Raw genomic sequence first — 13583 nt, forward strand, 5'->3', positions numbered from 1 at the left:
ACATTCTTTAGAAATTTTCACGATTAACTTCTTCAAAATAGTCATCCAGATGATGGTAGATTTGCATATCTTCTTCTGAACCATCTTTCAAAACTGCAAATACCTTCACTTTATCATCATTGACAAATACGAAATTATGTTCACCAAAATAAGCCTGATAACCCTTGTCAACTAAGGTCCAAAGTTCATCTTTTTTTAAACCAAAATTATCTTTTATTACAAGATAGGTTTTCCCGATTTCCATTTTCATGATAGATATTTCTCCTTAAGAAGCTAGATAGTGCTAGATGTTTCTCTTTACTGCTCAATCCGTCTACTAAAGCAGTAGCATACACTCACAAAAAACTTTGGTTGACTATTGAATATCTTCCATCGCTTCTTTCACATATCCTTCGACATCTTCAATCTCTACAAACAACGGGTCTAAGTGACATAGGAAGTGCCAATCTTCGGCGCCTCGTTTTCCGTAGAGAATCGCTTCGCCGTCTTCACTTCCGAAAAAGCTTCTGTCGACTTCGTACCCTTTGCTTTCTAAGAAAGCCTTTGCCTTGCGGAAGTTTGCTTCTCTGGATTCGACATAAGCTTTCACTTCATCGTTGTTAACGACATACGCGTCTACTTTTGTAGCCCTTCGATCACTTTATCGTTTTTAAAGGATAGATTCGAAACCTCTTTCCAAATAATGTCCACATTTTCCTCAGAATTAAACGAAAACCTAGATAAAGGGACAATATTTCCGTTAAAGACAATTTCCATATAATCCGGCAATTGTTTGGGTTTCACATACTCCGCTTCAAACCCATCTTCGTTTTCTAAAGTATATCCCGGGATTTGCGCTACAAAGGCTCTTCCCTCTTCTAAAAAATCAAACGCGACTAAATCCTTTTGATAATCACCTTGATACAATTCCAATATAACCATCGATAACCCTCCGTCATTCAGTATTGGTCCGCATAACGCCTATCTATTATTTTATTACAACCGTTTCTTCCCATCGTCTAAGCAACTCTTTCAAAGGTTCAGCGAGATAGCTATAGGCCTTGTCCTTAATCCACTCAGGAATTCCATAAGCTGCCTCGGCGATACTTCCTGTGATTGCTGCAAGAGTGTCGCTGTCCCCACCAAGAGAAATCGCATTTCGAATCGCATCTTCAAAATCTGTACTTTCAAGAAATGCAATGATGGCCTGAGGTACTGTATCCTGACTGGTTTCATTGAAACGATACGTAGGACGGATGTCATCTAGAGATTGAGAAAGGTTATACCCATACCCTTTCTCGATGTATTCCTTTATTCGTCTTTTACACTCTGTAGGATTGCCGTTGATTGGTTGCTCATAATCCCCACAATAACCTCCAAAGTAATAACGACACAGAAAGATCGCATCAGTTGTCGCCATGGCTCCCTTGATACCTTCAGGATGATTATGGGTGACTTCTGCAGAAAGTCGTGCAAGCTCTCTAGTTGATGGCGTCATACCAGTTCTCGCACAAAAACCGCAGTCCATGACCCAAGCACATGGAGAAACACGCATAGCAGATCCATTTCCAAAGCTATTATAAGGCTCACGATTGTCACTATTGATCCAACTACTAAACCGAGCACCGTAGCCCGCATCGGGATACAACTTGCCGTATTTCTTCATAGCATCAATAAAGTCATCCTGGTGACCACCATTCATAATAGCCTCAGCAACAGCGCAGGTCATGACAGTATCATCTGTGAAAAAACAATCCTCACGAAATAAAGGAAAATCCTTCGTTTTGATATTGTTCCATTCGTAAACTGAACCTACAATATCTCCAATAATTGCTCCTAGCATAAGATTCCTCCTTGTAAACTATTGGTTTAGACTGATTTTTCTACTTCCTATACTCGTTTATTCTATCAGCATATTCAGTCAAAAGATTTTTTGAATAAATTTTTTCATTACTTGAATTTCTAACTTCTTTCCAGAGAATAGAAGCTACTTTTAGTTTATTCGAGTAATTGTGACTATTTTCGTCTGCACAGAAATCTTTTAAAAATTGGTTCCATTGACAAACCGAATGATCATACTTGGCATAATCTGAATTTCCATAATAAACTTTTAGCATATCTTGGATTGTAAAACTCAAATCATTTTCTCTTTTTACTTTTCTCCAAGCAGTCGCCATATCGGCAGTAAACTTAAAGGGTGAAACATCTGTTAAAGTTGAGAAATATTCTCTAAAGTGTGCATTAAAGGAGAATCCGCACTCAAGTAAGGGCGTATTTAAGGTAACGACTTCTACTTGTTTCTTTTTCCTTTTTATTGATGATTTTTTAATCAAATTCCCCTTGAAGTACTGCTCAATAATATGATTGAGTTCTTGTTTTGTACCTCTATATTCAAGCCCTAATGACTTGCATATCTGTGAAAGTTCATCACGATACCAATAGTATTTATTAAACTCATCAAAGGATGTGATTTTTTCAAACTCAGGTCTGCTCTCTATCAATATAATACCTCCTTAAAAACAGTTTAGATTTTCATTTCTAAATAATGGAGTTTTAGTTTCTTTATTCTGAGGATTAGCAATGTTTCACTAACAGACTCACACACTCAGTGGTTCGGACTTACCGTATCATCCGTGAAAAAACAATCCTCACGAAATAAAGGAAAATCCTTCGTTTTGATATTGTTCCATTCGTAAACTGAATCTACAATGTCTCCAACTATTGCTCCTAGCATAAGATTTGCCACCTTCTAAGTTTTTATAATCTACTCTCAGCTTCTCTAGTATTCTTTTTTCTCCATAATTAAAATAGATATTTTTATAGCAACTCCTATGGTAATAATACTGACAAAAACCATTCCAATTAAAATCATTAATCTCGAATTCTTTAAGAAAAACTCTACAACATTAGTCAGTAAATCTGATTTTGCTTTAAAAAAACTAGACAGAGCAAATACTGTAAAGTATGTTATAACCATGATTAGCCTACCTTTTTCAGCACCGTACTTAAGGATAAACGGAAGTTGAATAGCTGATATCAAAATACTTGCAACTAATGTAATTAGTGAGATAAATATGATGCTGTCTATTAACATCTCTTTTTTTATTACCAATTGAACAAATAAACAAACTGAACCTACTAATCCAAAAACAAACGCAAAAAACAATTTACTTAATACAAAGCTACTCTTTTTAATCGGCATTGAAAAGGCAAATTGTTCAAATTTCGATTTCGTATCATAACCAAAAGCGACTGCAGTTAAAATTAACGGTATCATTGTACAAATAAGCGGTATCATAAAAATTTCATTTTCATACACACCATACACAATGAGGGCAATACAGAGAGCAATTGTTAATAGTAGTGTTTTCTTTAAAGTAGCTATATCTTTTAATATCAATGCAGTCATTATCTTTTACCTCCTTTCACAAAATATATCATAATATCTTCGATAGACGGCTTTTGTAATCTGATTCCATCTGGAACAAGATTTCTTTTAACAAGCAACTCTTGTCCGAATGAGTGTATCCTTCTTCCAATTATGGCTTCCTCGTCAAGATTTTCAACTTCTTCATTAGATAAAGTGCAAATACCATAGTTTTCTTTGAGTTCATCCTTTGGTTCAACAAAAAGAACTTTACCATCATTGATAAAAGCAATATAATCTGCCACCTTCTCTAAATCTGATAGGATATGTGACGAAATTAAAATTGTATGATTTTCATTTTGCATAAAGTCAAGAAGAAAATCTAAAATTTCCTCCCTTACAATCGGATCCAAGCCACTCGTAGCTTCATCCAATATAAGAATTTCTGCATTATGAGATAAAGCTACTGCCATCGATAATTTCATTCTCATTCCACGAGAATAACTTTTAATAGTTTGTTTTTCAGATAGATTAAATTTCTTTTTTAATTGATAGAAAAATTCTCTGTCCCATTTTGAATATACCCTCGAACAAAATTTTTCCAAATCAACAAGTGTCATTTCTTCCGGCACTAATAAATCATCAAACACTACTCCGATTTTATCTTTCAATTCAAGACTATTAGGATTATCATAACCTAAAATTTTAATTTCTCCTGAATCTTTCTTAAGTAACCCTAACAATAATTTTATGGTTGTACTTTTACCTGCACCGTTTTGACCAATGTATCCGATGATAGTCCCTTTAGGAATAGAAAAATCTATTGGTCCTAATGTAAAGTCATCAAACTTTTTAACCAAGTTTTTGATTTCGATAGCATAATCACTCATATTTTCCCTCCATATAACTACTAAACATCTCTACCAGCTCATCATTGGTAACACCTGCAATCGCTGAAAGCTCAAGAATATCTTGCATCTTTGATTCGATTCGTTTCAAATATTCTTCTCGAATAAGCTCTTTATTTTGAGCTGCAACAAAATTACCTTTACCTTGAACTGAATTAATGAAACCATCAAGTTCTAGCTCATCAAAAGCTCTTTTAGCAGTTATCATACTCACTCGAAGTTCTTTAGCTAAAAATCTGATTGATGGTAATTGGTCGCCAACCTTTAATTCTCCCAAAATAATCTGAGCTTTTATTTGATTTTTAATCTGTAAATAAATCGGATTATCACTTGAATTATCAATCTGTATATTCACCCTCCATATCCTCCTAACTATCCAACTGTTATCTCTGTTTTATCTGTCTATATTATACCACAACAGTTATATAAGTTCAATATTTAACAATCTGTATTAGACCATATTATTGTTTAAATTGATTACTTTTCAATTTGAATTTTTAATATAACAAAAAGCCTTACAATCAAGGCTTTTCTTAATCACTTTCGTTCACAGGTTTATACGTTTTTACCATCAACAGCGCAGGTCATGACCGTATCATCCGTGAAAAAACAATCCTCACGAAATAAAGGAAAATACTTCGTTTTGATATTGTTTCATTCGTAAACTGAACCTACAATGTCACCAACTATTGCTCCTAACATACGTTTCCTCCTTGTAAGATATCGGGAATTTGACCATCAACAATAGTTTTAAAATTGTCTATTAACGAATTTTGTATAATTTATAGCTATTCATCTAATCAAATTATAATTAAATAACTTTTTTGATTCCACTGTGTACTACATCTTCCTATTATACCTAAAACGGAAGTACACCAACCATCAGCCCTTGAGCAATAAAATATCTATTATTTTGAAAATCTGAAAAATAGGTATCACTTATAAAACTGTATAAGCTATCAACAGGTCTATTGTACCAATCCTTGTAAACATAGTCCATATTATATATCAATAAAGCTTGTCCATCTTGACTATAGCCCTTGAAAGTTATCGAAAATGCATCTCTATAACCAATAACTTTATCATTCTTATTTAAATTGTTTCCCTTTCTATATTTCTCAAAATCAATAAGTAGCGTATATTTCATGAGTTTCGATAAGGCTTTTTCTGATAGTTTCTGACTATGTTCAAAAACGATCATTCCAGTATTCCCACACTCTTGGTAGGACAATTCAGAGTTCATCAGATTGCACTCAAAATAACCAAAAATTTCACAACTACAATGGATAATAAATTCAATTTTAGAAAAATATTCTTTAGTCCAAATCATCTTTCTCCCACCCCTAGCTATGCTAGGAAAAATTGTTTAAAAGTCGTCAATCAACTTTTAGTGTAATAAATTTTACTTGTAGATATAATACTAAATAACTCCTAATTTATCTATTTAAATTATATGAAAATTTTATGTATTAAACCAAACTGACAAATCGTCATCAGAAACAAAATACTTCCAAGCAACTGTAAATCCATATAGTTCTTTATATTTTTCAATCCATTCTGCATAATATGGAACTCCAACGGGTGTTTCAGAGACTTCCTGTTCTAGATAAGAATATGGATGAGCCACAATACCTAGATCAATATTATCTACTTGCCAATTATAACCCTCTTTATGTTCACCACCTAAATTATCAATTAATCTAGCACTTCTTAAATCAATATTTGTGCAGATTGTCAACGATTTAAACTTTTCAAAATCAGGATTAAGAGGTTTTATGTAATAGGAAGCTTCCACATAGTATTCGTCATCATTATTGGGATAATGTGCACCAATTGAAATTTTTATGGGGGACCCATTAAGTTCTAACCAAAAGTTTCCGATTGGTGTTTTTAGAATATCATAAGCTGGCTTAGAATTTATCACATCTTTAGCTTCTGATAAATCGCAGATAACTCCTTCACTTATTAAACCGTTGTTGGTTTCTATTATCTTTTCGTTTATAGTAGATAATTTTCGTTCTACTTTTTTTATTTTTTCAAGAGGAAATGGCGGTTTATTCGCTTGCCTTTTGAAAACTTCAGTGACTTGTGCTTCTTTTAGATGAGATTTTTTCCCAACAGGAACTTCTATCCAATCATATTTCCCTATTGACTCATCAGGACAATAATACACATATTCTTTGTCATTTGGAAAGAATCGAACATTACAAAAATTCAATTCTTTACTTGGTTTCCATAACAACTCTGGTTCTAGGGGTCTTTTTTTAAAATAGTGTATTTCGTCTCTATCCCAAAAATCTTCATGCATCCATATATTACAATAGGGGCAAAAATACTCATCATAGTCATCCAAATAACATTGATTTTCGTGACAATTTGAACATACTAAATCATCATCTATAAAACCATCTAATTTTACACCGTTGACATACAGAGCATAATCATCCTCTGCTTCATAAACAGTTGTCTCAACGGAATGTGGCAAACAACTCAACCAATCATCAAGTGGCAAAGAATTGATACTATAAATAGTAACTTCATCCCACCTCTCTTTTAGCGATTTACCATCATAAATCTTTGCTTCAAAAAGTTCATCAGCAGTCTGAAATCTTCTACCATCAGGTAAGTCACATAGACCAGCCCAGTATGATTCTTTCTCATCTTCAGAATAACCAATATAGTGTAAAAGATTTTGATTATCCTTCTCAAAAGTAAATGAAGTTTCATCAACATTCATACCCGCTTTAAACTCTTGGATAAGGTAGTCAATATGTAAAGTAGAAACTTTAGGGGCAGAAATTTGATTTATTTCCTGAGGAATGCCTAACGATGCAGACTCCATTTTAAATGAAAAATAACCGTTGACGAGTTGAAACTGAATATTGTCGTCATCCATTAGTATTTCAGAAATCCACCACTTCGACAGTCCATCCATATCTTTCATTAAGAAATCATGCACTCCCTCACAATTTAAACTCCAAACAAGGGCAGGCGAATTGGTATTATCAGTTGAAGTAAAATCTTCCTCAATGGTTAACAAAATGGATTTTTGCTGACCATCATAAGAGAATGACCCTATTAAAAAATCGTGAAAGAAATCGTGCTTTTCCAAATAGTCTGAAATTTCGATAAATTGGTTTAAATACTGTTTACGTTCAGTCCACATACAAACCTCTCAATTTTTATTAACTATAGAATTTAGGTAATTGTAAATAAGGTGACCAAGAAATCCAAGTCATAGACTTTTCAGACACAAAAAAATTCTTACCCTCAAGGGTTTTCTTAACCCCTTTCGTTACAAGGTTTTTTACGCTTTTACCAGCAAAGTTACGCACTCAGCGGTTCGGACTTACCATATCATTTCGTCGGTTTCCCTCCTCATTCTACGAGTACTATCCCATGGGCGGGAGCATCTACTTCTACTTCGCTGATGCCTCAGCTCGTACAAGCAGTGATACCGCCTCAACATGATGCGTTTGTGGAACTAAAAAGGTTCGGGGAACCTTTTTAGGTTTAACTGCGTTTCACTAACAAACTCACACACTCGACGTGATGCGTCTGTGGGAATAAGTCCACCGGCTGGACTTTCTTCAATTCATAACCCAATTCTTGGTAGAGTTTGGTATCACGCGCCATGGTTGCGACATTGCAGGAAATATAGGCAATGCGGTCTGCTCCTGTTTGAGCGCTTGCTTTGATAAAGCTCTCGGTCAAGCCCTTGCGTGGTGGGTCGACCAAGATAACGGTTGGTTGAATACCTTCCATGAGCCATTTCTTCATGGCATTTTCAGCTGTGTCACAGACATAGTGGGCATTTGTAATATTGTTTAATGCAGCATTCTTCTGGCTATTCTCAACTGCTTCTAGGATGACCTCAACTCCATAGACTTCTTTAACATGCTTGGCAACAGATAATCCAATGGTTCCAATACCAGAATAAGCATCGATCACCACATCATCTGCTTTTAACTCTGAAAAGTCAATGGCTGTTTGATAGAGTTTCTCCGCCATTTCAGTATTGACCTGGTAAAAGGCTGGGCCAGCGATTTGGAAGTCATTTCCCAACATCTGGTCGGTAATATAGTCTTGTCCATAAAGGGTGCGCCACTCCTTACCAAAAATCGCATTGGTATTCTGGTCGTTGATATTTTGCATGACAGAGACAATCTCTGGGAACTGCTTGATTAGTTGTTCAATCAATTGGTCAACACGAAAAACTTTCGGACGAGTGGTCACCAAAATAACCATGATTTGTCCTGAATAGTGCCCACGACGCACAACGAGGTTACGAATCAAGCCAGACTGTTCCTTCTCATCATAGGGTTTCAAATCATAACGACGGAGTAAGTCACGTAGGGCTACTACTACCTCATCAATCGCCGGATCTTGGATAAAGAAATCTTTGAGTGGCATGAGATCATGCGAATTCTTACGGAAAAAGCCCGTTTCCAAGATACCATTCACTCGACGAACGGGCACCTGAGCCTTATTTCGGTACTTGACAGGATTTTCCATACCGAGCGTTTCAGCAACATCTACATCGGTAATACCAGCAATCTTATAGAGACTATCTTTGACTTGCTTGGTTTTAAACTTGAGCTGCTCTGGATAGGCAAGATGCCCCAAATCAGCGATACCTGATCGTAGATAAGCTAGGTCAAGGTCTTGGTTACGATGTGAAGAGTAAGTAAGGTATTCTTCAACTTTTCCATAGCCAATCTTTTTATTGACCTTAAGGACACGCATGAGGATTTTCTCAGTTGGTAGAGCATTATCTACAAAGAAAACCAAACCTTCTACCTTGGCAACACCAGCACCTTCATGGGTCAAATCAACAATTTCAACTTCTACAATATCATTTTTCTTTAACATACTCTTCACTTTCTATCGGCCGACAAAAAAGACGGCAACATTTCTGTTACCATCTATTATATCATGAAATGACCTAAGCACCAAAACTCTTGAAAAAGTTGACAATGGCTTGCCAAAGGGAGCTAAAAAAGTTGCCCCCCTCTTCTAGCGCTTTATTGGCATCAAAGTTGAGGTTGATATTTTTAAAGCTATCTCCAGCTTGGGAAACAATGCTTTCCTTGAGGTCATTGAGGGTTTTAGTGAAATCAGCATTGTACAAAATGTCACTCTTTGAGAGGTTGAGGGCAAAATTGATGATGATATTGACCTGGTTTCCTGTTATAACCTGATCAAGTTTGTAGTTTTTTAGCGTATCTTCAACGATTTTGCGGACATCTTCTTCTGTCAGACTTCCTTTGGCTTCTTTTGCCTTTGCGATTCCTGCCTTGATATCTGTCATAGCCGCATTGAGCTTATTGGCATCATAACCTGATTTGTCCTTGTTTTCAGCATTGATATCGGATAAGGCTTTTAGCTCCTCTTGAGCCAAGTCTTTATTGGCTTGTGGTACTTTAGCACCATTAGCCTCTAACGAGTAGTAAATCCCTGCTAGGGCGCTTTCTCCTGTAACTGGAATAGGAGCTGCAACTGTGATTTTGGCATGCTCAACTCCCAGGGTCACTGCTGCATTACGGTACATATCCTGCGTCACCTTGGTGATATTTTCAGGCGTTTCAATCTTGACCTCTAGAGGTGATTTGTCACCCAGCTTTTGAATCTTGGCCGACGAATAGAGTTGTAGACTTGCATCGTTAGCCACATTCATAATTTTCGAATAGATATCAGGTGTCATAGTTTTGATATCTTTGGTGTCTTTTGATGCATCATAGCCAAGTTTGCTAAGAGTTTGATTTTTCTGGTCTTCAGATAGAGAAGAACCTAGGACATATTCAGGTTGTACATAGGTTTCATCGATTACTTTTTGAACATCGGTTGCTGCGTGGACACTCGTCATAGCTGTTGCGGCCCACAATACTGCAGCACTTGTTAGAAAGAATTTCTTTCTCATGGGATATTCCCTCCTTTACCTTTCTAGGGTAATAAAACAATCTTAAAGAAAGCTTATAGTGAAAAACACCTGGTCAAACCAGATGTTTAAAAGAAATTAAAAAATTTCATGATATAGAGATTAAAGCGAACCTGTCTTGAGTAGTAATAATTTCCACCATTTTCATAGAGTTCGGCTCCGTGAAAGATAGAAATAGGATTGATATAGGTGTAGGTCTTCCCAGTAGTATTGCCAAGGATAGGAGCGACCGTTTCTCGGGAGTAACGCTTGGCTAGTGCCAGAGTATTTTCCTTGCCATTCTGAGCGATAAAGTCGATATAGGCAGGGCCAAAATTATAGGCTTGAACGGCGGTCCAGACATCTACTCCTTTGCTCTGTGCCAAATAGAGGTTATCTGTTAGTGTCTGTATCCCTTGGCGAATACTAGAGGCATCGTCATTGATGGTATTGGTAGCGCCACTTGCAGACTCACTAGACTGCATAACATCCCCTTCTTTTCCCTTCGTTTCGGTATAAATCATGGCGAGCACAAGCTCTTCATTGGCTGGAGTATCTTTTTCACTCAAGATTTCTCGAACCATAGGTTGATAGGTCATGACTTGCTTTACATCCTGACGAATGTGATAGGCTTTGTATCCAGCAAAAAGGAGGACTGCTAGCACTAGCATTCTTCTTATAAATTTAAACATTATTTACTTTGAATATCCTCAATATTTTTGATTAAGATAGAATAGGTTCCATTGTCATTTTGGATAAACTCAACAGATTCTGCGTCTTGGTATACATTATTAGGAACGATGAGTTCAATTCCGTTTGACAAGGAAAGTTTTTGGTTTTCAAATTTCTTGAGCTGACGACTGGCATCAATTTCATCAAACTGGACTGGTTCGGGTACGGCTTTCTTGACTTGGTCGATAAAGCTCAAACGAGCTGTTAGATTGTTATCAAAAAGGTCATTCGCCAATTTTTCAGGAGACAATTCATTGCTTTCTTCTAAATTATTGAAAATCGCTGATTTGACCTTGGATTGAAACTGAAAATCATCTGTGTTAAAGGACTCTGCAATTCTCTGGGCTGTTTTTTCCAGTTCCTTGATGGATTTCTTGGGAGAAATCTTAGGGGCAACAGCTAGGAGATTTTCGGAAAAGTAGTTCAAAAAAGTCCCATTGTACTTGATTCGTTTCTCGATCAAATGGTACTTGCGACTTTGAAGATTGACGACCAAAGCCTCATCAGCTCCCGTTCCAAATCCAGGTAAGTTATTCTGAGTTAGCTTGATTGGATTATCAACTTCTCCACCGAGGTGGGTCAAGGTCTCACGTAGAGCAATTCGCAAGAAAGCAAAATGTTCAACGCCTTCTTTAGAAAACTGAACAAAAACCAAGTCATTGGTCTTGAGGTTTTCAGAAATACTGAACTCCTCTTTCCAAAGATTAGCCAGTGTTACTGACGTCTCCAACAAATCATCTGTGATGTGATTGAAGAAGGGATTTTCTTCTTCGAAAATCCCCGTCTTGGCCTCATCTGAATACACACGTTCAATTTTTTTGCGCAGGTATTCTTCGATTTTTGGAGTGATATTGAGAAACTTATCCGCTAGGAACAACTCGGTATCATCTGGGCTGAACTGATGGATAATAGCTTTCTTAATATAAATGTCCATAAAAGTATTAGTCCTCGTATAGTGGGAAAGCATCTGTTAATGCTTTGACTTCACTTCTCACTTCTTCTAAGACAGCCTCATTATCTGCATTTTTAAGGGTTTTAATGATGAGTTCAGCCACTTTACGGCTTTCTTCTTCACCAAATCCACGTGCAGTGATGGCTGCAGAACCGATACGAATCCCACTTGTCTTGAATGGTGACAAGGTTTCGTATGGAATTGAGTTTTTATTTAGGGTAATATTAACTTCATCTAGCAAGTTTTGAGCAACTTTTCCGTTTTCTACAACCTTAGTTACATCCACTAGGAAGAGGTGATTTTCAGTACCGCCAGAAATGATACGGAAATCAGGGTCTTGCAAGAAGACTTCAACCATAGCCTTACTGTTTTTGATGACATTAGCAGCGTATTCCTTGAAGGCAGGATCTAAAACTTCTTTGAAGGAAACTGCCTTGGCCGCGATAACGTGCTCTAAAGGACCACCCTGAATACCAGGGAAAATAGCTGAGTTGATTTTCTTAGCTAGATTCTCATCATTTGTCAAAATCAAACCACCACGAGGTCCACGAAGGGTTTTGTGGGTCGTTGTTGTTGTGATATGAGCATATGGAACTGGGCTTGGGTGAAGACCAGCGGCAACCAAACCAGCGATATGGGCCATATCTACCATGAGCTTAGCCCCAACAGCATCTGCGATTTCACGGAATTTTGAGAAGTCGATAATTTGAGAATAGGCTGAAGCACCAGCTACGATTAGTTTTGGTTTTACTTCTTGGGCTTGTTTCAAGATAGCATCAAAGTCCAAGAGTTCCGTTTCAGGATCCACACTGTAAGAAACAAAGTTGTAGGTTTGACCAGAGAAGCTAACTGGAGCTCCGTGGGTCAAGTGTCCACCTGCTGCCAAATCCATCCCCATAACAGTATCACCTGGCTCAATCAAGGCCATGTAAGCAGCACAGTTGGCTTGGCTTCCTGAGTGAGGTTGGACGTTGGCAAATTTAGCCCCGAAAATTTCTTTCGCGCGTTCAATAGCTAAAGTTTCTACCACGTCTACTACATCAGTTCCACCATAGTAACGACGTCCTGGGTAGCCTTCGGCGTATTTATTCGTCAAGATAGACCCTTGAGCTGCCATAACAGCCTTGGAAACTACGTTTTCCGAAGCAATCAACTCAATGTTGTTTTGTTGGCGTTCTTCTTCTTTGGCAATAGCATTCCAGAGATCAGCATCATATGCTTTAAAATCATCTTTGTCAAAAATCATAGGTCTTCTCCTTTATAATATGACAGGTCTGTTAGTTTAAGAAAATATACTAAAAGATGCGAATAAACCGTTTCTGCATTTTATCACAAGTATAACCAACTTTTTCATAAAATGCATGAGCTCCCAGACGATGATCGGCAGAGTTTAAGCGGATAAACTCATAGCCACGTCTTTTTGCTTCTTGATCCAACCCTTGCAGTAAGCTTTTACCGATACCTTGCCCTTGTGCTTGAGGCGAAACGGCTAAGCCTAAGATATTGAATCCCGCTTTGGAATAGAGTGATTCGTAAACTTCAGCATGGACATATCCCAGCAAGACATGGCTGGCTGCGTCCTCATAGCCAAGTAGGAAATGATGGGGATCTTGAGAAAGTCTAGTTAATTGACTAGCCGTGTCCTCTGGACTAAAAGTATAGCCCAAAGCCTCTTGGTTAATGTCACATATAGCCTTCACATCTGTTTCCTGCAAATCTCTTAGCATC

General features: G+C 37.1%; 15 protein-coding genes and 2 pseudogenes. All 17 read right to left on the minus strand.

The window, feature by feature from the left end; genetic code table 11:
* Positions 1-7 precede the first annotated feature (7 nt).
* The 17 genes and pseudogenes from M1F56_RS02830 to M1F56_RS02910 all read right to left on the minus strand — a co-directional run bounded on the left by M1F56_RS02830 (position 8) and on the right by M1F56_RS02910 (position 13582).
* On the minus strand, positions 8-250 hold the full coding sequence (locus tag M1F56_RS02830; RefSeq protein WP_247916801.1) for a phosphohydrolase: 243 nt from the start codon (positions 248-250) through the stop codon (positions 8-10).
* Positions 251-355: 105 nt separating this feature from the next.
* Positions 356-921 (minus strand): annotated as a pseudogene (locus M1F56_RS02835) (hypothetical protein).
* 46 nt (positions 922-967) lie between these two features.
* Positions 968-1822, minus strand: coding sequence for an ADP-ribosylglycohydrolase family protein (locus M1F56_RS02840; protein WP_247916802.1), 855 nt, complete (start codon positions 1820-1822; stop codon positions 968-970).
* Positions 1823-1862: 40 nt separating this feature from the next.
* Entirely contained in the window at positions 1863-2480 is a 618-nt protein-coding gene (locus M1F56_RS02845; RefSeq protein ID WP_247916803.1) for an SAP domain-containing protein, read from the minus strand.
* Between the two features lie 104 nt (positions 2481-2584).
* Positions 2585-2713: a hypothetical protein gene (locus tag M1F56_RS02850; RefSeq protein WP_000900064.1), complete on the minus strand. Its 129-nt coding sequence runs from the start codon at positions 2711-2713 to the stop codon at positions 2585-2587.
* A gap of 45 nt (positions 2714-2758) precedes the next feature.
* Positions 2759-3388 (minus strand): ABC-2 transporter permease, encoded by a 630-nt coding sequence (locus M1F56_RS02855; RefSeq protein WP_247916804.1) that lies wholly within the window; start codon positions 3386-3388, stop codon positions 2759-2761.
* Complete coding sequence (locus tag M1F56_RS02860; protein ID WP_247916805.1) at positions 3388-4236, minus strand: ABC transporter ATP-binding protein; 849 nt, start codon at positions 4234-4236, stop codon at positions 3388-3390. Before M1F56_RS02860 ends, M1F56_RS02855 begins: the two co-directional genes overlap by 1 nt.
* The gene (locus M1F56_RS02865) at positions 4229-4609 is read right to left on the minus strand and encodes a GntR family transcriptional regulator (RefSeq protein WP_247916806.1); all 381 of its coding nucleotides are present in this window, start codon (positions 4607-4609) and stop codon (positions 4229-4231) included. Before M1F56_RS02865 ends, M1F56_RS02860 begins: the two co-directional genes overlap by 8 nt.
* A gap of 218 nt (positions 4610-4827) precedes the next feature.
* Positions 4828-4956: pseudogene (locus M1F56_RS02870) on the minus strand (ADP-ribosylglycohydrolase family protein); the annotation flags it as partial.
* 157 nt (positions 4957-5113) lie between these two features.
* Positions 5114-5584 (minus strand): hypothetical protein, encoded by a 471-nt coding sequence (locus M1F56_RS02875; protein ID WP_247916807.1) that lies wholly within the window; start codon positions 5582-5584, stop codon positions 5114-5116.
* A 132-nt stretch (positions 5585-5716) separates the two neighbouring features.
* Positions 5717-7420 carry a hypothetical protein gene (locus tag M1F56_RS02880; RefSeq protein ID WP_247916808.1) on the minus strand — a complete coding sequence of 568 codons (1704 nt, stop codon included), beginning with the start codon at positions 7418-7420 and terminating at the stop codon, positions 5717-5719.
* Positions 7421-7767: 347 nt separating this feature from the next.
* Positions 7768-9126 (minus strand): 23S rRNA (uracil(1939)-C(5))-methyltransferase RlmD, encoded by a 1359-nt coding sequence (gene rlmD / locus M1F56_RS02885; RefSeq protein ID WP_247916809.1) that lies wholly within the window; start codon positions 9124-9126, stop codon positions 7768-7770.
* A gap of 73 nt (positions 9127-9199) precedes the next feature.
* Positions 9200-10174: a DUF1002 domain-containing protein gene (locus M1F56_RS02890; protein WP_247916810.1), complete on the minus strand. Its 975-nt coding sequence runs from the start codon at positions 10172-10174 to the stop codon at positions 9200-9202.
* 86 nt (positions 10175-10260) lie between these two features.
* On the minus strand, positions 10261-10863 hold the full coding sequence (locus M1F56_RS02895; protein WP_247916811.1) for a lysozyme family protein: 603 nt from the start codon (positions 10861-10863) through the stop codon (positions 10261-10263).
* The gene (locus M1F56_RS02900) at positions 10863-11837 is read right to left on the minus strand and encodes a nucleoid-associated protein (protein ID WP_247916812.1); all 975 of its coding nucleotides are present in this window, start codon (positions 11835-11837) and stop codon (positions 10863-10865) included. The genes M1F56_RS02895 and M1F56_RS02900 overlap by 1 nt, the downstream gene beginning before the upstream one ends.
* 7 nt (positions 11838-11844) lie before the next feature.
* Positions 11845-13101 carry a serine hydroxymethyltransferase gene (glyA, locus tag M1F56_RS02905; protein ID WP_247916813.1) on the minus strand — a complete coding sequence of 419 codons (1257 nt, stop codon included), beginning with the start codon at positions 13099-13101 and terminating at the stop codon, positions 11845-11847.
* A gap of 49 nt (positions 13102-13150) precedes the next feature.
* Entirely contained in the window at positions 13151-13582 is a 432-nt protein-coding gene (locus M1F56_RS02910; protein ID WP_247916814.1) for a GNAT family N-acetyltransferase, read from the minus strand.
* Position 13583 lies beyond the last annotated feature (1 nt).

The organism is Streptococcus oralis (assembly GCF_023109005.1).
GTDB classification, from domain to species: domain Bacteria; phylum Bacillota; class Bacilli; order Lactobacillales; family Streptococcaceae; genus Streptococcus; species Streptococcus oralis_BU.

Excerpts from the sequence above, each read along its gene's own strand:
- M1F56_RS02830 (WP_247916801.1), bottom strand. The coding sequence starts at position 250 with ATGAAAATGGAAATCGGGAAAACCTATCTTGTAATAAAAGATAATTTT.
- M1F56_RS02840 (WP_247916802.1), bottom strand. The coding sequence starts at position 1,822 with ATGCTAGGAGCAATTATTGGAGATATTGTAGGTTCAGTTTACGAATGG.
- M1F56_RS02850 (WP_000900064.1), bottom strand. The coding sequence starts at position 2,713 with ATGCTAGGAGCAATAGTTGGAGACATTGTAGATTCAGTTTACGAATGG.
- M1F56_RS02855 (WP_247916804.1), bottom strand. The coding sequence starts at position 3,388 with ATGACTGCATTGATATTAAAAGATATAGCTACTTTAAAGAAAACACTA.
- M1F56_RS02860 (WP_247916805.1), bottom strand. The coding sequence starts at position 4,236 with ATGAGTGATTATGCTATCGAAATCAAAAACTTGGTTAAAAAGTTTGAT.
- M1F56_RS02875 (WP_247916807.1), bottom strand. The coding sequence starts at position 5,584 with ATGATTTGGACTAAAGAATATTTTTCTAAAATTGAATTTATTATCCAT.
- M1F56_RS02880 (WP_247916808.1), bottom strand. The coding sequence starts at position 7,420 with ATGTGGACTGAACGTAAACAGTATTTAAACCAATTTATCGAAATTTCA.
- rlmD (WP_247916809.1), bottom strand. The coding sequence starts at position 9,126 with ATGTTAAAGAAAAATGATATTGTAGAAGTTGAAATTGTTGATTTGACC.
- M1F56_RS02890 (WP_247916810.1), bottom strand. The coding sequence starts at position 10,174 with ATGAGAAAGAAATTCTTTCTAACAAGTGCTGCAGTATTGTGGGCCGCA.
- M1F56_RS02895 (WP_247916811.1), bottom strand. The coding sequence starts at position 10,863 with ATGTTTAAATTTATAAGAAGAATGCTAGTGCTAGCAGTCCTCCTTTTT.
- M1F56_RS02900 (WP_247916812.1), bottom strand. The coding sequence starts at position 11,837 with ATGGACATTTATATTAAGAAAGCTATTATCCATCAGTTCAGCCCAGAT.
- glyA (WP_247916813.1), bottom strand. The coding sequence starts at position 13,101 with ATGATTTTTGACAAAGATGATTTTAAAGCATATGATGCTGATCTCTGG.
- M1F56_RS02910 (WP_247916814.1), bottom strand. The coding sequence starts at position 13,582 with ATGCTAAGAGATTTGCAGGAAACAGATGTGAAGGCTATATGTGACATT.